Origin of the sequence: Xanthobacter autotrophicus (genome assembly GCF_030015065.1) — a bacterium.
GTDB classification, from domain to species: Bacteria; Pseudomonadota; Alphaproteobacteria; order Rhizobiales; family Xanthobacteraceae; genus Xanthobacter; species Xanthobacter autotrophicus_D.
In genome coordinates this window covers 1-19,329 of record NZ_JAIVFN010000004.1, presented here as the reverse complement: position 1 = coordinate 19,329, position 19,329 = coordinate 1, and the positions used below count along the sequence as shown (strand labels likewise).

Sequence of the window (19,329 nt, the reverse complement as noted above, 5' to 3'; positions counted from 1 at the left end):
CGTGGCCATGATGAACCTCGCCGAATATCGCCGTACCGCGACCCGTCTCGCTGATTTCCTGCCCTGGGCGGCGCTGGTCGGCGAAGGGGTCGTGCTCAACAAGGATGGCAGCTTCCAGCGCACCGCGCGTTTTCGTGGTCCCGATCTCGACTCAGCTGTGGCCGCTGAACTGGTGGCCGTCGCCAGTCGCCTCAACAACGCCTTCCGGCGTCTGGGCTCGTGCTGGGCGATCTTCGTCGAAGCGCAGCGTCACGAAGCCGCCTCCTATCCGGCAAGCCGCTTCGCGGACGCCGCCTCCGCCCTCGTTGATGCGGAGCGCAAGGCCGACTTCGAGGAAGCGGACGCGCATTACGAGTCGAGCTACTTCCTGACCTTTCTCTATCTCCCGCCTGCCGAGGACGCCGCGCGGGCGGAGACCTGGCTCTACGAGGGTCGCCAACAGTCCGGCGTCGATCCCCATGAAGCCCTCGCGGCCTTCATTGACCGCACAAACCGCGTCCTCCAGCTCGTCGATGGCTTCATGCCGGAATGCCGGTGGCTCGATGACGCCGAGACCCTGACTTACCTGCACTCGACCGTCTCGACGAAGCGCCACCGCGTCCGCGTGCCCGAAACGCCGATCTACCTCGATGCGCTTCTCGCCGATGAGCCGTTGACCGGCGGCCTCGAGCCACGGCTCGGCGCCGCTCATCTGCGCGTGCTGACGATCAACGGCTTTCCGACGGCGACGACGCCAGGGATTCTCGACGATCTCAAGCGGCTCGCCTTTCCCTATCGCTGGTCCACGCGGGCGATCCTCCTCGACAAGACGGACGCTACGAAACTGCTGACGCGCATCCGGCGGCAGTGGTTCGCCAAGCGCAAGTCGATCGCCGCAATCCTGAAGGAGGTAATGACCAACGAGGCCTCCGCACTCGTCGATACGGACGCTGCGAACAAGGCCGCCGATGCCGACATGGCCCTGCAGGAGCTTGGGGCCGACTATGCCGGTCAGGCCTATGTGACCGCCACGGTCACAGTCTGGGACGCCGATCCGCGCACCGCCGACGAGAAGTTGCGCCTCGTGGAAAAGGTGATCCAGGGCCGCGACTTCACCGCGATGTCCGAGACCATCAATGCCGTCGATGCCTGGCTCGGTTCGCTGCCCGGCCATGTCTACGCCAACGTCCGCCAGCCACCGATCTCCACTCTAAACCTCGCCCACATGATTCCGCTCTCGGCGGTCTGGGCCGGGCCGGAACGGGACGAGCATTTCGGAGCGCCGCCGCTGCTGTACGGCAAGACCGAAGGGAGCACGCCGTTCCGCTTTTCGCTGCATGTCGGCGACGTCGGCCACACACTGGTCGTCGGGCCGACAGGCGCGGGCAAGTCCGTGCTGCTCGCGCTCATCGCACTTCAGTTCCGGCGCTATCCGGGCAGCCAAGTCTTCGCCTTCGACTTCGGCGGCTCCATTCGCGCGGCCGCGCTCGCCATGGGAGGCGATTGGCACGACCTCGGTGGCAGCCTGACGGACGGCGCCGCGTCGTCGGTCTCCCTCCAGCCACTCGCACGCGTTCACGAGACCCATGAGCGTGCCTGGGCAGCCGACTGGATTGCCGCCATCCTTGCCCGCGAGAGCGTCACGATCACGCCGGAGGTGAAAGAACATCTCTGGACGGCGCTGACCTCGCTGGCGTCCGCGCCGATCACAGAGCGCACGCTGACGGGCCTCGCCGTCCTCCTCCAGTCGAACGATCTCAAGCAAGCGCTGCGCCCCTTTTGCGTTGGCGGTGCCTACGGACGGCTGCTGGACGCCGAAGGCGAGCAGCTAGGGGAAGCTGCGGTCCAGGCCTTTGAAACCGAGGGGCTGATCGGCGGCGGCGCGGCGCCGGCGGTCCTCGCCTATCTCTTCCATCGGATCGGCGACCGTCTGGATGGACGGCCCACGCTCCTGATCGTCGACGAAGGCTGGCTCGCGCTCGACGATGAAGGCTTCGCGGCGCAACTGCGCGAATGGCTGAAGACGCTGCGCAAGAAGAACGCGTCGGTCGTCTTCGCCACGCAATCGCTGGCCGACATCGATGGGAGCGCGATCGCTCCGGCCATCATCGAAAGCTGCCAGACGCGCCTTTTGCTGCCGAACGAACGCGCGATCGAACCCCAGATCACCACGATCTACCGGCGCTTCGGCTTGAACGACCGTCAGATCGAGATCCTCAGCCGGGCCACACCCAAGCGCGACTATTACTGCCAGTCGCGGCGCGGCAACCGGCTGTTCGAGTTGGGGCTCTCCGAAGTCGCCCTCGCGCTCTGCGCGGCATCCTCGAAAACTGATCAGGCCGCCATCGAGGCGATCCTCGCCGAGCATGGCCGCGACGGCTTCCTGTCCGCCTGGCTGCGCGCCCGCGATGTCGGATGGGCCGCCGACCTCATTCCCGATCTCACCAACCTGGAGCCCAAGCCATGATGATCCGACGCTCTCGCGCGGCGCTGTTCGCCGCAACCATCCTGTCGCTGCCCGTCGCCTTCTCGCCCGTGTTCGTGACCCCGGCAGCGGCGCAGTGGGTCGTTTATGATCCGACCAACTACGTCCAGAATGTCCTATCGGCCGCGCGGGCGCTCGAGCAGATCAACAACCAGATCCAGAGCCTCCAGAACGAAGCGCAGATGCTGATCAACCAGGCCCGCAATCTCGCGAGCCTGCCCTATTCCTCGCTTCAGCAGCTCCAGCAATCGGTGCAGCGCACGCAAGCGCTTCTGGGTCAGGCACAGCGCATCGCCTTCGACGTGCAGCAGATCGACCAAGCCTTTCAGAGCCAGTACAGCAACATCTCGCTGTCCACTTCGGATCAGCGTCTCGTCTCCGATGCACGATCGCGCTGGCAGAACACGGTCGGCGGCCTTCAGGACGCGCTGCGCGTGCAGGCCGGTGTCGTCGGCAATATCGACACCAACCGCGCCGAGATGGCGGCTCTGGTCGGGCAGAGCCAGGGTGCGACCGGCGCGCTTCAGGCAACCCAGGCCGGCAACCAGTTGCTCGCATTGCAGGCGCAGCAACTCGCAGACCTGGTCGCTGTGGTCGCTGCGAACGGCCGAGCGCAGGCGCTTGTCGATGCCGAGCGAGCCGCAGCCGCCGAACAAGGCCGTGAACAGCGCCGCCGGTTCTTGACGCCCGGCTCCGGCTATCAGCCCGGCAACGCCCGGATGTTCCCGAACGGCAACTGAGGACAGCAGGATGGACGGCAAGACGCTGGCCCGCGTGGGCGCAATCATCTTCGTCTCCGTCGCGATCACGGCAACGGCGATCGAGATGACCCGGAAAGAGGAAAGGCCAGCGGCTCGGCCGACGCCCGTGCTTGAGGAGGCGCCGGACCCGCTGCGCGAGGGCCAGCGTCGGTGCCAGCAGATGGGGGAAGCCGCCGCAAGGGACGGCGAGTGTCTGCGCATCTGGGCCGAAACCCGCGACCGTTTCCTTGGCACCCGCACCGCGCCGCGACGCGCCGACGAAGGGCGGTGAGCCATGGGCGGCAGCGGCGTCATCGACAATTTCCTCGGGGTCTTCACCTCCTACATCGACAGCGGATTCGGCCTGCTCGGCGGCGAGGTGGCGTTCATCGCGACGACGCTGATCGTCATCGACGTCACGCTGGCCGCCCTGTTCTGGAGCTGGGGCGCGGACGACGACATCATCGCACGCCTTGTGAAGAAGACGCTGTTTGTGGGCGTCTTTGCCTACATCATCGGCAACTGGAACAACCTCGCGCGGATCGTCTTCGAAAGCTTCGCCGGCCTCGGACTTCAGGCGTCTGGCACCGGGTTTTCCATCCAGGACCTGATGCGCCCGGGCCGGGTCGCGCAGACGGGTCTCGATGCGGCGAGGCCGCTGCTCGAATCCATCTCAAACCTGATGGGCTGGATCGCCTTCTTCGAAAACTTCATCCAGATCGCCTGCCTGCTCTTCGCCTGGGCGCTGGTGCTGCTCGCCTTCTTCATCCTCGCCATCCAGCTCTTCATCACGCTGATCGAATTCAAGCTGACCACCCTGGCCGGCTTTGTCCTGATCCCGTTCGGCCTGTTCGGGAAGACCGCCTTCATGGCCGAGCGCGTGCTGGGAAACGTCATCTCGTCAGGGATCAAGGTGCTGGTGCTCGCCGTCATCATCGGCATCGGCTCGACTCTGTTCAGTCAGTTCACGGCAGGATTCGGCGGTCAGCCACCGACCATCGACGACGCGATGGCCGTCGTATTGGCAGCGCTGTCGCTTCTCGGTCTCGGCATCTTTGGTCCGGGTATCGCCAACGGCATCGTTTCCGGCGGCCCGCAACTCGGCGCAGGCTCCGCCATCGGCACCGGCCTCGTCGCGGGCGGCGCAGCCATGGCTGCCGGCGGCGCGGCCGGGCTCGCCTTGCGCGGTGGCGCGAGCGCCATTTCCGGCGGCGCCGCCGCCGTGCGCGGTGGAGCCACCGCGGCGGGAGCCGCCTCTGCTGCCTACAGTCTCGGTTCCCTCGGCCAGTCGGGCGCCGCCGGCGTCGCGTCGGGCCTCGGCGGCGTCGCACGAGCGGCCGGCGGCGCGGCAGCCTCTCCGCTGCGCCGGGCCGCGCAAAGCGTTCGCTCGAGCTTCGCCGACGGCGTCAAAAGCGGCTTCGGAGCCACCGGCGGTTCCTCGAGCATGGGAACGGTCGCGAATGATGCCGGTTCGGCCGCACCGGCAGCCACAGGCTCTGCCGCCAGCCCGCCGGCTTGGGCGCAGCGCATGCGACGTGGGCAGACCATGAGCCACGGCGTCACGCTCGCGGCACACGCGATCCGATCGGGCGACAGCCACGGCGGCGGCTCTTCCATCAATCTCTCCGGAGGCGACCGCACATGAGCTTCTTCAAGCGACCCGCAACCCACTATGGAAAGACGCCCGAGCCCGAGACGCCGTATCAGCGCGCGGCGCAGATCTGGGATGATCGAATCGGCTCAGCGCGTGTCCAGGCCCGAAACTGGCGGCTCATGGCCTTCGGCTGCCTGATCCTCTCCGCCGGCTTCGCTGCCGCGCTGGTCTGGCAGTCGGCGCGCGGGACCATCGTCCCGTGGGTGGTGCAGGTCGACAATCTCGGCCAGGCGCAGGCGGTCGCGCCAGCGCAGGCCGACTACCGCCCCACCGACCCGCAGGTGGCCTGGCATCTGGCGCGGTTCATCGAGCAGGTCCGCTCGATCCCGGCCGACGCCATCGTCGTGCGGCAGAATTGGCTGCGCGCCTACGAGTTCACGACCGATCGCGGCGCGGCGGCCCTCAATGACTTCGCCCGCGCCAACGATCCGTTCACCCGCGTCGGGAAGCAGCAGGTGTCGGTCGAAGTGTCGAGCGTGATCCGCGCGTCTCCTGACAGCTTCCGCGTTGCCTGGACCGAACGCCAGTACGAGAACGGCCAGCTCTCCACGACACAGCGCTGGACAGCCATCCTGACCATCGTGATCCAACCCCCGCGCGACGCAGAGCGGCTGCGGGCCAATCCGCTTGGGATCTACGTCAACGCCATCAACTGGTCTCGGGAGATGGGGCAATGAGAAATCATCTCCGCCGACCCGCGAGCCTCGGCTTCCGCCTATCCGGCTCTGCGCTTTTGCTGATCTCCGGATTGGCGCTGGCCGGCTGCGCGACCAACCGACCGCCACAGATCAGCTATGACGCCGATGTGCCGCCGCTTCCCCCTGTGCCGGATGCCGTCACGGAGGCGCCACCTAGGCCGCTTCACGCACCGCCCGCCTGGACACCCGCGCGCGGTGGCGCTGCCGCAGGGACGCCGGCGGGCCGCGTGGAGAATGCCAATGCCGCCGCGCGCGTCGAGCCTCGACGCGAGGGCTACTACAACTCGATCCAGATCTATCCCTGGAGCGAGGGCGCGCTCTATCAAATCTATGCCGCGCCCGGGCAGATCACCAACATCTCGCTGGAACCAGGCGAAAGCCTGACTGGCGCCGGCCCGATCGCTGCGGGCGACACAGCGCGCTGGATCATCGGCGACACCGAGAGCGGCTCGGGGATCACTCGCCGCGTCCATGTTCTCGTGAAGCCGACACGGCCAGACATCACGACCAATCTGGTCATCACCACCGACCGTCGCATCTACATGATCGAGCTGCGCTCGGGCGAACGCCCTTATATGCCGGCCGTCGCCTGGGCCTATCCGCAGCCGCCCGCCTCGCAGAGACAGGCAGTGCCCGCTACGCCAGTGCTCCCGGCCGTTGCGGCACGGAACTATCGCTACGGCCTCACGGGCGACGCGCCGCCGTGGCGGCCAATCTCGGTCTACGACGACGGGCGCCGCGTCTATGTCGAGTTCCCGCGTGGGATCGTTCAGGGCGAGATGCCGCCGCTCTTCGTCATCGGCGCAGATGGCGAACCGCAGATCGCCAACAGCAGGATCCACCAGAACATACTGATCGTCGACCGCCTGTTCGGCGCCGCCGAGCTCCGTCTCGGCAGTGGCGAGCGCCAGCAGACGGTCCGGATCGTTCGCACCGATGGGAAGCCCGCGTCATGAGCGAGCGCGACACGCCCAACGAAGCCGACGCATCGCTGGTCGGCACACCGCCCGACGATGCCGCTGCGCCCATGCGGCTGCGCGCCGCACCGCCCCGGGTCACCCGACTGTCGCGAAAGGTGCTGGGCGGTATCAGTCTCGTCGCCGCCCTCGGGGTCGGTGGCGCGCTCATCTATGCGCTTCAGACGCGCAGTATCGGCCCTGGCAGTGAGGAGCTTTACTCCACGCAAAATCGGCGAACCGCGGACGGGCTTGCCGGCCTGCCACGCGACTACACCGACCCGGTGCTCGGGCCTCCGCTGCCCGGAGATCTGGGGCGACCCATCCTCGATGCGCAGAATCGTGGCCAGCCCGTCACGCCGCCGATGGCGGCAGCGCCCACCGTCGATCCGGTTGAGCAGCGCAGGCGCGCGGAAGAAGAAGCTGCCCGAACGAGCCGCGTCTTCTTTCAGACGGAGGCGCGCGTCGCAGCTCCGATTGCGACAGCTGGCGGACCAGGCAGCCCGAGCCTCTCTGGGCTAGGTCTTCCGGGCCAGCCGGGGGCAGCGACGGCGCAGGATCGCCAGCTCGCGTTCCTGAATGCGGGCGTGGACCGCCGCACGGTCTCGCCAGATCGCGTGATGGGTCCGGCGTCGCCCTATGTGCTTCAGACCGGCGCCGTCATCGCCGCGGCCCTCATCACCGGCATCCGATCCGACCTGCCGGGCCAGATCACTGCGCAGGTCACGGAGCATGTCTACGACAGCCCGACCGGGCGCATCCTCCTCGTCCCACAGGGCACGCGGCTGATCGGCGAGTACAGCAACGATGTCGGCTTCGGTCAGCGCCGGGTGCTGCTCGTCTGGAAGCGGCTCATCCTCCCGAATGGCCGTTCGATCGTCCTGGAACGTCAACCCGGAGCCGACGCGCAAGGCTATGCGGGTCTCCAGGATGGCGTCGACTATCACTGGTGGGATCTCGCCAAGGCTGCCGGCCTGTCGACACTGCTGTCGGTCGGCGCCGAACTCGCCGTTGACGATCAGGATCGGCTGCTCCGGGCGATCCGCAACGGCGGGCAGGACACCATCAACGACGCAGGGCAGCAGATCATCCGTCGGCAACTCAATGTCGCGCCGACCCTGACGATCAGACCGGGGTTCCCCGTGCGCGTCATCGTCACCCGCGACCTCGTGCTCGAACCTTATGGAGGGTTGTGATGACCAAGCTGAAGCTCGGCCCGATCATCGACGACAAGCCGGTCAAGGTGACGATTGAACTCCCTGCGCCGCTGCATCGGGACCTCGTCGCCTACGCCGCAGCACTCGGCCGCGAACAAGGCCAGACCATCGGCGACCCGACGAAGCTGATTGTGCCCATGCTCGAGCGCTTCATTGCAACCGATCGGGGGTTCGCCCGCGCGCGCCGCGATGGCAGTCAACGTGCGGCACGCGCCGATGCTCAGGGCGCATGAGCCGTTGCCGGGCGAACCAAGCGTCATCTCGCTCCGAGAAAGACTTTGCCAGCGCCAGCAGGCGCTCGAGGTTCCGATGGAGCGCCCCTCGCGGGTGGACAGCACCATAGCGGAGAACAGCATCCTCGATCAGGCGAAAAGCAATGCCTGGCAGACCGTGACGGACATGCGCGCTGCCTGCGATGGTGACGCCGTCCCCATGCGCGACGATCTGCATCAGAGATTCCCGAGTGACGGACAATTGCTCGATCTGGAGGTCTCCGGGCGAAGTCTGGAGGTTTCGCATCAGGTAACCCTTCGCGAAATCGCCGGTCGGTAAATCAGTCACCACAAAGTGCCGATCACGCAGGTCATCCCACCGGAGCGCCTTCTGATCGGCGAGTGGGTCGCCGTCCGGCAATGCCGCGTACACGGGCTCGGCCCACAAATGCGTAACGTCAAAGCCCTTCCCGGGCGATGCTTCGGCGACGACACCGATATCAAGCTGCCCCCGCCGCACGGCCGCGATAAGTTCGGGACAGCTGCCCTCGCTGAACCGCAGCTTGACCCCCGGGCGGTCACCCCGAAAGGCCCCGAAGAGCTCAGACAGAAAGCCCATGGTCAGAGGCCCGAACACGCCGATCCGAAGATGCCGTCCTCTGTTCGCCACCGTTCTTGCGCCGTCGAGCGCCGATCCGATCTGGCGAGCCCCAGGGGCGGCCTGATTTAGGAACTGTTTGCCGATGTCCGTCAGGTCGACGCCGGCAGGATGACGGCGGAACAGCTGTGCGCCGATCTCATCCTCGACATCCCGGATGCGGCGGCTGATCGCCGACTGCTCGACGCCGAGATCTTGCGCCGCGCGCCGGAAGCTGCCGCTTTCCGCAGCGGCGATGATGTAACGCACATGGCGTAGCTCGATCTTCGATCTCGGCACGATGGTTCCCCATGATGCAAAGGTCTTTGCAAACGTAGCCCCGTCAGCCCCCGAGAACTGTTCCGATCAGATTATGGGTCTTCTCCGTCTCCTCGCTACCGCCGCCCACGAAATCCTTAAGTGTCACACATTCGACTGTTGTTACGTCGCTAGCGGACTTCCGGATCGCATCTCGCCGGTGCAAGCAGTAAATGGTGCGTGATCTGAACAGCGCAATTACGGCGCGGAACGCGTGCGGCGAGTCGTGCAGATTCTGTGGGCTGACGGATGTCCGGCCGCGCTGTCAGGACTGAAAATGACCCGCCGATTTCTACGCCAGAGCCCGAAATTGCCGCACGCCACTCGGGAGGGACTTCCGGCATCGGCACCTATCGTTCTCAATCGCCAGCGACAGCCGCTAAGGAGATTGGGTATGGGTCAGAGCGAGCCTTTGGAGATCAGGAAGACCATCCGGCGGCACCAACTGCGCGAGATGGTGCCCCTGGCCGACAGCACAATCTACGAGATGGAGCAGCGCGGCGAATTCCCACGCCGCTTCGCGCTGTCGCCGCGCTGCATCGTCTGGGACCTCGCCGAGGTCCACGCCTGGTTGCTAGCGCGGCGCGCGAAGCCAATCCCTCGCGCACAGCATCCCGACGTCACCAAGCGCAAGTCCCGCCCAGTCAAAGGGCAGGATCGAGTGTGATAGACGGCATGACTGTCGGCAGCAGCGTCGGAACATACTTCCGCCCCTCGACCCAGGCATCGACGGTGTCGGCCCATTCCTGCATCATGTGGCGACGCTGAACCTCGTATTCGGCCTTGTTGTAGACGCCGCGTGATGAACGCCCGTCCTCGTGCGCCAGGCACTTTTCGATCCAGTCGCGGTTGAAGCCCAGCTCATTGAGCAGCGTCGAGCCCGTGCGGCGCAGGTCATGCACGGTGAACGGCTCCAGCGGCAGCCCCTCCTTCTGGGCCTGTTCGACGACCGCGTAGGTGACCCGGTTGAAGGTCGCCCGCGACATCGGCGCATCCGCATCGTAGCGGGACGGCAGCAGATACCGGGAATTACCGGCGCAGGTCTTGAGCGCGATCATGATGTCGAGGGTCTGCCGGCACAGGTAGACATTGTGCGGCTTCGATCGCTTCATGCGCTCCTTCGGGATCGTCCAGACGGCGTTTTCGAAATCGACCTCATCCCAGACCGCGTCCTGTAGTTCGCTCTTCCGGACCATGGTGAGGAGGTAGAGCTTCATGCCGAGCCGGATCGTCGGCAGCGTCGCGACATGCTCCAGTTGCTTGAGCATGATGCGGATCTCGGTCGGCGAAAGCGCCCGGTCCTTGCGCGTGAATGTGGCGATCGACGCCGGGCCGACGTCATCGGCCGGGTTCGCGACCTTCTCGCCGTGGAGGATGGCGAAGGCGTAGATCTGCTTCAGGATATCCCGCACATGGATGGCCGTCGCGGGCGCGCCCCGTTCCACGATCTTGGCGCAGTGGGCGCGCAGGTCATCAGGCGTGATTTCGGTCAGCAAACGGTTCTGCCAGACCGGCTTGAGTTCACGCTCGAATATGGCGCGGCGCATGGCGCGCGTGCTGTCCGCCATGGGCGCGCCCGTCAGCCACTTCTCGCCGAACTCGCCGAAGCTCTTGGCCTCCTTGATCCGGCGCTTCTCCCGCTGCTTCTCGATGGCGGGGGACCGCCCCTCGGCGATCATGCGTTTCGCGTCCAGGCACAATTCCCGCGCCCGGGCGAGCGAGATCCCATCTCGGGCGTACTTGCCGAGATGCACGGTCTCCCGCCTGCCGTTCAGCCGATAGTCGAGCCTGAACGAGATGCCGCCTGTCGGCGCGACACGCACATACATGCCGTCACGATCGGTCACCTTGTACATTTTAGCTTTTGGTTTCAGGCACTTGAGTGCCGCATCCGTCAACATTCTGGGCCTCCTCGCGGAAAAGTACCGTCACGCGGTTTTTGAAGGCTTTTGACGGGAATATCTGTTTATGTTCAGCGTGTTAGGCTGAAAAAAGTACCGTCATTAGCCTCGGTCGCTATGACGGTACTTTCGATTTTCCGGATGATCAACGGGGGCAGGGTCCGTCAGCGGGCACGACAGACGCGTTTGATGCCCACCGATAGCTCTCGATAGGTCTCGGCTTAAATATTTTTGTTTTTCAGGTGGTTGCGTCGTATTTTGGCGTAGTTTCGGATACCCTCGGATGGGCAAAAATTATTCCCACTCGATGGTCCCCGGTGGCTTGCTCGTGACGTCGTAGACAACGCGGTTCACGCCTTTTACCTCGTTGATGATGCGTGTCGCCACCCGGCCGAGGAAGGCCATGTCGAAGGGGTAGAAGTCGGCCGTCATGCCGTCCACGGAGGTTACCGCGCGCAGGGCGAGGACGTGGTCGTAGGTGCGCCCGTCGCCCATCACGCCCACGGTGCGCACCGGCAGCAGCACGGCGAAGGCCTGCCAGATCACGTCATAGAGCCCGGCATAGCGGATCTCTTCCAGATAGATGGCGTCCGCCTTGCGCAGGATGTCCAGCTTCTCGCGGGTGATCGTGCCCGGGCAGCGGATGGCGAGGCCGGGGCCGGGGAAGGGGTGGCGACCCACGAAGCTCTCAGGCAGGCCGAGCTCCCGGCCCAGCGCCCGCACCTCGTCCTTGAACAGGTCGCGCAGGGGCTCCACCAGCTTCATGTTCATGCGCTCGGGCAGCCCGCCCACATTGTGGTGGCTCTTGATGGTCACCGAAGGGCCGCCGGCGAACGAGACACTCTCGATCACGTCGGGATAGAGCGTGCCCTGGGCGAGGAAGTCGGCGCCGCCCACCTTTTTCGCCTCGGCATCGAACACGTCGATGAACAGCCGGCCGATGGTCTTGCGCTTCGCCTCCGGGTCCTCGACGCCCTCCAGTTCCTTCAGGAACAGGCCCGAGGCGTCCACATGGACGAGCGGGATATTGTAGTGGCCGCGGAACAGGGACACCACCTCGTCGGCTTCCGCCTGGCGCATGAGGCCGTGGTCCACGAACACGCAGGTGAGCTGGTCGCCGATGGCCTCGTGGATCAGCACCGCCGCCACTGAGGAATCCACCCCGCCGGACAAGCCGCAGATGACGCGGCCCGTGCCCACCTGCTCGCGGATGCGGGCGATGGCGCGCTCGCGGAAGGCGCCCATGGTCCAGGTGCCCTCCAGCCCGGCCACCTTGCGCACGAAATTGGAAAGCAGGCGCGCCCCGTCCGGCGTGTGCACCACCTCGGGATGGAACATGAGGCCGTAGAAGCGCCTCTCCTCATCCTCGATCGCCGCGAACGGGGCGTTGGCCGACGTGCCCATCACCTTGAAGCCGGGGGGCAGGGCGGTGATGCGGTCGCCATGGCTCATCCACACGGTGTGGCCCTCGCCGGGGTGCCACAGGCCGTCGAACAGCTCGGATGTGGCCTCGACCTGGAGGGTGGCGCGGCCGAACTCGCGGTGGTGGCCGCTCTCCACCTGCCCGCCCAGCTGCTCGGCCATGGTCATCTGGCCGTAGCAGATGCCGAGCACCGGGATGCCCGCCTCGAACACCTCCTGCGGCGCGCGGGGGCTGTCGCCGTCCGGAACGGAGGCCGGGCCGCCGGAGAGAATGACCGCCTTCGGCTTCAGGGCCCGGAACGCTTCCGCCGCCTTCTGGAACGGCACCACCTCGGAATAGACGCCTTCCTCGCGCACGCGCCGGGCGATGAGCTGGGTCACCTGGCTGCCGAAATCGATGATGAGGACGGTTTCCTGGCCTGCGGTATCCTGGGCGGAAGAGGGCATGAACGGGGACCTTGCGCGCGAAGGAGGAACGGTTGCGCCCTCCTTTAGCGGCAAAGCGGCCATTTAAAAAGTCAAGGCCGGCGCAGGTCCGCCTTGCGCCGGGCGAACGTCGGCTCAGAGGGTGGACCAATAGGCCTCGCAGCCGGCCGGCGGCGTGGTGGCGGTGGCTCCGTGGCGGCGTTTCAGCTCGGCGCAGGCGAAGGCGCGGGCGTCGGCGGGAAGGCGGGAATTGATGGCGGTGCCGATCTCGTCATAGGGCTCGCCGGAGACGTAGACGTAGAACGCCCAGTAGCCGCCGACGAGGACGACCACGAGGAGCAGCAGTCGGATGAGACCCATGGCGCGACGCCTTCTCCTTGGCCCGTGCGCGTCACGGGCAAGGTGGGAACGTCGGAGCTGCGGTGAAGGTTCACACCGGACTGTTGGGCGGAAGGGGAGCGCCAGAGGGGGGCGATGGGAGAGCAGAAGGCGAGCATGAGGAAGAGCGGGATTGCACAGACGAGGACCCAGGCCGTCGCGCCCATCCAGACGGCGTGGTCAAACTCCATTGTCCGGAACTCCTCCGGCGTCGTGAGAACAATATCCTCACTGATGGCGTAAGGCGGCCCCTTTTGATATTTGGCCTGCACTTCCGTCAGGATTTTACGCTCGGTCATGACTACGGCGCGCCAGCACCAGAAGACCGTGGGAGGCAAGCCAAAGAGCCAGGCCACCATCCAGATCGTCTCGTTGTTCTTGTCGATGACCCAGCCGGGGCAGTAGGTCCGGCTGGAATCAACCCAAGTTAGAATGCCGATCGCGGTGCCGAGGATCAGGAGGCACCCCAGCGCCGCTAGCCGCGTCACCTGCAGCTGGAACTTCGGCGTCAGTTTGGGAAACGGGTTCCAGTCTTCGCTGTAGCTCGGCATGGCGCCCCTCCGCCCCACATCTGAACCCGCCTCACCCCGCCCGCTTCATCACGCTCACGAAGAAGCCGTCCGTTCCGGTGCGGCGGGGGGTCATCAGGATGCCCTCGCGGCTGGTGAGGGCGGCTTCCGCAAGTGCCGGCCCTTGTGCGCCCAGCGAGAGCACGGTCTCGCTGGGCGGCACCACGTGGAAATCCTCTCGCTTGGAGAGCAGCGCGCGCACCTGCGCGCCGTTCTCCTCGTCCAGCAGCGAGCAGGTGACATAAGCGAGCCGCCCGCCGGGGCGCACATAATGGGCCGCTTCTTCGAGGATCTTGGACTGCTCGGAGGTGCGCTGGGCCAGCGCGCCGGGCCGCACCCGCCACTTGGCGTCCGGGTTGCGGCGCCAGGTGCCGGTTCCGGTGCAGGGCGCATCCACCAGCACGAGGTCCATGCGGCCTTCGAGGTCGTGGAGCACGTCCTCGGCGCCGCGGGGGCTCCTCACCTGCACGTTGCGCACGCCGGCGCGGGCGAGGCGCTCATGCATGGGCTTCAGGCGGCGGATGTCGCTGTCGTGGGCGTAGAGCTGGCCCTTGTTGTCCATCAGGGCGGCGAATTCCAGCGTCTTGCCGCCGGCGCCGGCGCACAGGTCCAGCACCTGGGATCCGGGCACGGGACGGGCGAGGATGGCGGCGATCTGTGAGCCCTCGTCCTGCACCTCCACCTCGCCCCTGAGGAAGGCGGGCTCGGCGGAGACGGGCGGAGCCTTGCCCTCGGAATCCAGCAGGATGCGCAAGGCGAGGGGTGAGAAGCGGCCCGGCTCCGGGTTGAGATGGGAGAGTTCGGCGCGGACCGCCTCTGGCTCGCCCTTCAGGGTGTTGACGCGCAGGTCCAGGGGTGCGCGGGTGGCCAGCGCGGCGCCTTCCGCCACCACGTCCTCGCCGAACACGTGGCGCAGGGAGGCGTGCAGCCATTGGGGATAGTCGCCGCGCACGAAGGGCGGAGCGCCCTTGACGCTCGGGTCGGCGAGGCGGGCGCGCTCCGCCTCGGTGAGGGGCGCCGGGGCGAAGCGGGAGCCGTCCGCCAGCGCGGCGATGGCCTCGCCATCCAGCGCCCGCATGAGCACGAGCATGCCCAACACCAGCGCCCGCGGCTCCTCGGAACCCATCACATGGGCGGCGGAGGCGCGCCGGCGCAGGGTGTCGTAGACGATGCCGGCGATGGCGGCGCGGTCGCCGGAACCGGCGAAGCGGTGGGAGAGGCCCCAGTCTTTCAGGGCATCGGCGGCGGGCCGGCGGCGCGTGGTGAGGTCGGCGAGGACCTCGATGGCGGCGGAGATGCGGGCGGCGGGGGTCATGGTCTGTCCGTCAGGGGCGCGGGGCGGGCTGAAGACCTTCCGCCTCCAGTTGCCGGGCGAAGAGGTCGAGGGCGGCGCCCAGCTTCTCGTCGATCACGTGGAGATATTCGGTCCAGTCGCCGTAGCCGGTCAGCTCGGCCTTGCCGTCGCTGATGCCGCGCAGGCCGATCAGGGGCAGGCCATGGCGCCGCGCGGCGCGCAGCACGGCGAAGCTCTCCATGTCCACCATATCCTCGGCGATGGCATCATAGGCCGCCCCCGAGATGATGGCGCCTCCGGTGGAGAGCGAGGCCTCCGGAACGCCGGCGATGCGATGGGGCAGCTCGATCACCGCGGGCTCGTCGAGGAAGGGGGTGCGCCCTTTCTCAAACCCCAGCGCCGAGGCATCCATGTCGCGATAGGCGACCCGTGCCACCTGGTAGACCTCCGCATGGTCGAGCCGGCGCGAGCCTGCCGAGCCAAGGGTGAAGACCACGTCGGGCAGGCGCCCCTGGTGGGCGAGGATGGCGAGCGCCCGTGCGGTTTCCACCGCCGCCTCCACCGGCCCGACCCCGGTGATGAGGGGATCGATGCGGGACTTCAGATGGGGGCCGTATTCCTGGCTGGTGGCCATCACGAACAAAATGGAATGGCCGCCGATGGAAGACAGGTGGCGGGCGGGGTCGGTCATCAAGATCACCTGGGACGCAAGGCTGAAGCGCAAAGCTCAACTCCTCGACCGCCCCGCCGCGCCTGTCAACCAGCCGCCTTCAGATGTTGAGCAGGATGGCGAGGGCAAACAGCACCCACATGATTGCCAGCACCGCGAGGCTCGCGAGGTCGAAGCCACTCGATCCGAGGCTGATGCGCCCGCGCGCCTCGGCGGAGAGCAGGTGCGGGAAGGCGGCGCCCATGCGCAGCAGCACGAAGATCCACGCGAGGACTACGAAGATGAGATCCGCCTTGCGGGTGAACAGGGCCAGCGTGGTCAGTGCATAGAACAGCAGCGCGGCGAGGCCGGCCCGAAGGCCGTCGGCCGTCACCTCGGTGGATTTGACGGCGCGCAGCAGCACCGCCACGTGCACGAACAGGGGCAGCAGGATCATCTGCACCGACATGTGGCTCTCCGTCCGGACGCGCGCAGGCTCTGGCGTCACCAGGAGAGGGAACCGCGGGCGCGGCGGTTCGTTCCCGTCGCGAACGCGGAGGAGCCCCTGGAGCGCCTGCGCCTCGAATCCGCCTTGCTCGCGGGCCGGGCGTCCGCGAGCCTCGATGCCGGATCGGCGCGCGATGCGGCCGCCCTCGCCCGCCGATCCGGCTCCTCCCGACGGGTGAGCGGACGCCGGTTCAGCCGCGGGGCAGCGGCTCCACGGCGAAGGCCTCGGGCGGCAGGCCGGCGCGGAAGCGCTCAACCATGGTCTCGTAGGCGCGCTCGATGTGGCGGGCGAACCGGTCGATGTCGAACAGGGGCGATGTGGCGCGTGCCGCCGCAAGGCGCGCGCGGGCATCCGCAAGCGCGGCAGGATCGTTGGCGAGGGCCACGGCCTTGTCGACGAAGCTGTCCACGTCGGTGGTGACGCAATCGGCGATGTCCATCTGCGCCATGATGCTCGCTGCGACGCGGGAGGCGAAGGAGCGGCCGGTGCGGGTCACCATGGGCAGGCCCATGCGCAGCATGTCGCTGGCCGTGGTATGGGCGGTGTAGGGGAAGGTGTCGAGGAAGAGGTCCGCGAGCGGCAGGCGCGCAAAATGATCCTTGAGGGCGATCATGGGCGCGAACACGAGGCGGTCAGGGTCGAGGCCCCGCGCCCGGGCCTCCCGGCGCAGGTTGTCGGCGCTGTTGTCGCGGCTCTGCAGCACCCACAGGACCGAGCCCGGCACCGCCTTCAGGATGCGGGCATAGGCCGAGAAGACCTCGGGGTCGAGCTTCCAGGCCGAATTGAAGGCGCAGAAGACGAACGCGTCCTCCGGCAGGCCGCACTCGGCTCGGGTCGGGCGCTCGCCCACGGGCAGGTCAGGGTCGTTGGGCTGGTAGCACTCGGGCAGATGGACGATCTTCTCCGTGAAGAAGGCGGCGTCCGAAAATGGCAGCACCACCGGGTCCGCGATCACATAGTCGATGAAGGGCGCGCCGCTGGTGCCCGGATAGCCGAGGAAGTTCACCTGCACGGGCGCCGGCCGCTCGGCGAAGGCGCCGAGGCACTCGCCGCTGGTGTGGCCCATGAGGTCGACGAACACGTCGATGCCGAGCCCGGCCACCTCTTCCGCGATGGCCGCCGGGGTCGCCTTCTCGCGGTCGAGGAAATGGTCCACCGCAGCCACGATGCTCTGGCGCTGGGGGGAATCGTCGTTGAAGCTCACCGATATGGCGGTCACCTCGAACCTGGTGCGATCATGCCCGGCCAGGAGCTTCGAGATCAGGAAAGTGGTGGCGTGGGTGCGGAAGTCCGCCGACAGATAGGCGATGCGGATCGGCCCCGAGGCCGTGCGCCGGGCCGAATGATCGAAGACCCGCGGGCGGGCTGGGATCTTCTCCTCCAGCACCTTGCGCCGGGCGGTGGCGAGGTGCAGCGCGGGATCGTCCACATAGAGCGTGACGAAGGGCAGGGCCGGCACGTTCGGGTCGGGCGTGCCGTGCTTCAGGAGATCGAACAGGCGGTCATGGCCGCGCCAGTCCCAGATCGCACGCCGGGGCGGCAGCAGGAGGTTGGCCGCCAGCGGCAGGCCGGGGTCGAGGTCGAAGGCCCGCTCCATGGCGGCCAGCGAATCCTCCGACTTCCCCAGCGCCCCGTAGGCGAGGGAAAGGTTGTGCCAGGCCTTGGCATCGTCAGGGCGCCGCGCCAGCACCTTCTTGTACAGCTCGATGGCCTCGTTCTCCCGGCTCTGGCGGGCGCGGACGATGCCGAGCAGGTGCACCACGTCCATCTGGTCCGGCGCCGAACGCAGGATCTTGCGGTAGTGGCGGGCCGCCTCCTCATACTGGCCGCGCAGCTGGTGCTGGTAGCCGTCATAGAGCAGCTTCTGGAGCGCGGGCGTCAGGGGCGCGGGGCCGGGCGGTGGGGAAGGAGGCATGGCGTCGTGTGGTTGGTCCCTGAAAGCCGCTTCTCAAGCGGGCTCGCGAAGAAAGCGCGTCAACTCAACACTCTAGAGGAGCTTCCGGGGATCGGCGAAAGACCCGTCCGCTCTAGCATGGGCTGGGCCGGGGCGATAGCCGAAGGCGCGGCGCGTTCCGGGCCCTGGCCGCTCAGCCGCCGGGCACCTGTCCCCGGGATGGGGCTACGGCTATATGATCCGGCGCCATGCCGGCCGTGAGGCGGTCCATCATGGCGAGATAGGCGGCCTCGATCTGTGCCCGGTAGCGCTGGATGTCGAGCAGGCACCCCCGTGCCACCTCGTCGGCGAGCCGGGCCCGGACGGCGGCGAGCCGCCCAGGGTCGCGGGCCAGCGACAGAGCGAGCGCCTCATAGGCTTCGGCGCTGTCGGTGACGAGATCCCCAAGGCCGGACAATTGCATCAGGCGACCGGCAACCCGCGAGGCGAAGGAACGGCCGGTCCGCGTCACCAGGGGCAGCCCCACCCGGAGCGCGTCGGTAGCCGTGGTGTGGGCCGTGTAGGGGAAGGTATCGAGGAAGAGGTCCGCCAGCGCGATGCGGGCGAGATGCTCGGGCAGCGGGCGATGGGGGGCGAAGACCAGGCGGTCGGCGGATACGCCGCGCGCCTCGGCCTCGCGCTTCAGATTGGCGCGGGCCGTCTCCCCCGCGATCAGCCAGAGCACGCTGCCCGGCACCCCGGCGAGAAGCCGCATCCAGATGGCGAAGGTCGCCGGGTCGAGCTTGCGCGCATTGTTGAAGGCGCAGAACACGAAGCCGGTTTCCGGCAGGCCGCATTCCGCCCGGCCGGGGCGGGGAGCGATGGCGAGGGTCGGGTCGTTGGGCTGGTAGGTGTCCGGCAGGTGTACCACCTTCTCGCTGAAGAAGAGTGCGTCGGACAGCGGCAGGACGAAGGGATCGGCGATCACATAGTCCATGAAATCGGCGCCGCTGGTACCGGGATAGCCGAGATAGCTCACCTGCACCGGCGCGGCGCGGCCGGCCAGGATCTCGATGCGGTTGCCATTGGTGTGGCCCATCACGTCGACCAGGATGTCGATGCCGAGGCGGCGGGCGCGCTCGACGGTCTGCGCCGGCGCGTCCTGCTCGCAGTCGATGAAGCGGTCGACGCTCGCCTCCACCCGCTTGCGGTAGGGGGAGGCGTCGTTCGGGCCGATGGAGAAGGCGGTGATGTCGAACCGGGAGCGGTCGTGGACCTCCAGCAGCCGGACCAGCAGGTGTGTGGCTTTCTCTTATATACATCTCCGAGCCCACGAGACTGCAGCTAGCCTCGTATGCCGTCTTCTGCTTGAAAAAAAAAAAAATGCCTGGAGACACAATAAAATGAACAAAA

General features: G+C 67.1%; 18 protein-coding genes. 9 read left to right on the top strand and 9 right to left on the bottom strand.

The features are described from left to right. Positions 1 to 7: 7 nt before the first annotated feature. The 8 genes from trbE to K9U40_RS01945 are packed head-to-tail and all read left to right on the top strand — an operon-like array spanning position 8 to position 7,962. Positions 8 to 2,446 carry a conjugal transfer protein TrbE gene (gene trbE / locus K9U40_RS01980; protein ID WP_282888580.1) on the top strand — a complete coding sequence of 813 codons (2,439 nt, stop codon included), beginning with the start codon at positions 8 to 10 and terminating at the stop codon, positions 2,444 to 2,446. Then, the gene (gene trbJ / locus K9U40_RS01975) at positions 2,443 to 3,204 is read left to right on the top strand and encodes a P-type conjugative transfer protein TrbJ (protein ID WP_086117941.1); all 762 of its coding nucleotides are present in this window, start codon (positions 2,443 to 2,445) and stop codon (positions 3,202 to 3,204) included. Before trbE ends, trbJ begins: the two co-directional genes overlap by 4 nt. A gap of 10 nt (positions 3,205 to 3,214) precedes the next feature. Next, positions 3,215 to 3,496, top strand: coding sequence for a putative entry exclusion protein TrbK-alt (gene trbK-alt, locus K9U40_RS01970; protein WP_099095808.1), 282 nt, complete (start codon positions 3,215 to 3,217; stop codon positions 3,494 to 3,496). Between the two features lie 3 nt (positions 3,497 to 3,499). Further along, positions 3,500 to 4,849 (top strand): P-type conjugative transfer protein TrbL, encoded by a 1,350-nt coding sequence (gene trbL, locus K9U40_RS01965; protein WP_099095807.1) that lies wholly within the window; start codon positions 3,500 to 3,502, stop codon positions 4,847 to 4,849. Further along, complete coding sequence (trbF, locus tag K9U40_RS01960) at positions 4,846 to 5,535, top strand: conjugal transfer protein TrbF (protein ID WP_066662412.1); 690 nt, start codon at positions 4,846 to 4,848, stop codon at positions 5,533 to 5,535. The genes trbL and trbF overlap by 4 nt, the downstream gene beginning before the upstream one ends. Then, entirely contained in the window at positions 5,532 to 6,512 is a 981-nt protein-coding gene (gene trbG, locus K9U40_RS01955; RefSeq protein ID WP_282888579.1) for a P-type conjugative transfer protein TrbG, read from the top strand. The genes trbF and trbG overlap by 4 nt, the downstream gene beginning before the upstream one ends. Further along, positions 6,509 to 7,708, top strand: a complete 1,200-nt coding sequence (locus tag K9U40_RS01950; protein WP_282888578.1) for a TrbI/VirB10 family protein — start codon at positions 6,509 to 6,511, stop codon at positions 7,706 to 7,708. Before trbG ends, K9U40_RS01950 begins: the two co-directional genes overlap by 4 nt. Then, the gene (locus tag K9U40_RS01945) at positions 7,708 to 7,962 is read left to right on the top strand and encodes a DUF2274 domain-containing protein (protein ID WP_011579845.1); all 255 of its coding nucleotides are present in this window, start codon (positions 7,708 to 7,710) and stop codon (positions 7,960 to 7,962) included. The genes K9U40_RS01950 and K9U40_RS01945 overlap by 1 nt, the downstream gene beginning before the upstream one ends. Here K9U40_RS01945 and K9U40_RS01940 read toward each other — a convergent pair. Then, the gene (locus tag K9U40_RS01940; RefSeq protein ID WP_282888577.1) at positions 7,880 to 8,878 is read right to left on the bottom strand and encodes a LysR family transcriptional regulator; all 999 of its coding nucleotides are present in this window, start codon (positions 8,876 to 8,878) and stop codon (positions 7,880 to 7,882) included. The two genes, K9U40_RS01945 and K9U40_RS01940, sit on opposite strands and share 83 nt — an antisense overlap. Before the next feature lie 412 nt (positions 8,879 to 9,290). Here K9U40_RS01940 and K9U40_RS01935 point away from each other — a divergent pair, with 412 nt between their 5' ends. Continuing rightward, complete coding sequence (locus K9U40_RS01935) at positions 9,291 to 9,563, top strand: helix-turn-helix transcriptional regulator (RefSeq protein ID WP_282888576.1); 273 nt, start codon at positions 9,291 to 9,293, stop codon at positions 9,561 to 9,563. On the opposite strand, the gene K9U40_RS01930 is transcribed toward K9U40_RS01935, so the two are convergent. The 8 genes from K9U40_RS01930 to K9U40_RS01895 form a co-directional block, all read right to left on the bottom strand. Next, on the bottom strand, positions 9,541 to 10,797 hold the full coding sequence (locus K9U40_RS01930) for a tyrosine-type recombinase/integrase (RefSeq protein ID WP_282888575.1): 1,257 nt from the start codon (positions 10,795 to 10,797) through the stop codon (positions 9,541 to 9,543). The two genes, K9U40_RS01935 and K9U40_RS01930, sit on opposite strands and share 23 nt — an antisense overlap. A 294-nt stretch (positions 10,798 to 11,091) precedes the next feature. Beyond that, positions 11,092 to 12,666, bottom strand: a complete 1,575-nt coding sequence (gene guaA, locus K9U40_RS01925) for a glutamine-hydrolyzing GMP synthase (RefSeq protein WP_282888574.1) — start codon at positions 12,664 to 12,666, stop codon at positions 11,092 to 11,094. A gap of 114 nt (positions 12,667 to 12,780) precedes the next feature. Then, positions 12,781 to 13,005, bottom strand: a complete 225-nt coding sequence (locus K9U40_RS01920; protein ID WP_282888573.1) for a hypothetical protein — start codon at positions 13,003 to 13,005, stop codon at positions 12,781 to 12,783. A gap of 600 nt (positions 13,006 to 13,605) precedes the next feature. Beyond that, positions 13,606 to 14,907, bottom strand: coding sequence for an RsmB/NOP family class I SAM-dependent RNA methyltransferase (locus tag K9U40_RS01915; protein WP_282888572.1), 1,302 nt, complete (start codon positions 14,905 to 14,907; stop codon positions 13,606 to 13,608). Between the two features lie 10 nt (positions 14,908 to 14,917). After that, entirely contained in the window at positions 14,918 to 15,577 is a 660-nt protein-coding gene (locus tag K9U40_RS01910) for a 5'-methylthioadenosine/S-adenosylhomocysteine nucleosidase (RefSeq protein WP_282888571.1), read from the bottom strand. Between the two features lie 79 nt (positions 15,578 to 15,656). Beyond that, the gene (locus K9U40_RS01905) at positions 15,657 to 16,004 is read right to left on the bottom strand and encodes a hypothetical protein (protein ID WP_282888570.1); all 348 of its coding nucleotides are present in this window, start codon (positions 16,002 to 16,004) and stop codon (positions 15,657 to 15,659) included. 229 nt (positions 16,005 to 16,233) lie between these two features. Further along, on the bottom strand, positions 16,234 to 17,958 hold the full coding sequence (locus K9U40_RS01900; protein ID WP_282888569.1) for a tetratricopeptide repeat protein: 1,725 nt from the start codon (positions 17,956 to 17,958) through the stop codon (positions 16,234 to 16,236). 172 nt (positions 17,959 to 18,130) lie between these two features. Continuing rightward, positions 18,131 to 19,210: a UDP-N-acetylglucosamine-peptide N-acetylglucosaminyltransferase gene (locus K9U40_RS01895; RefSeq protein ID WP_282888632.1), complete on the bottom strand. Its 1,080-nt coding sequence runs from the start codon at positions 19,208 to 19,210 to the stop codon at positions 18,131 to 18,133. Between the last annotated feature and the right edge of the window lie 119 nt (positions 19,211 to 19,329).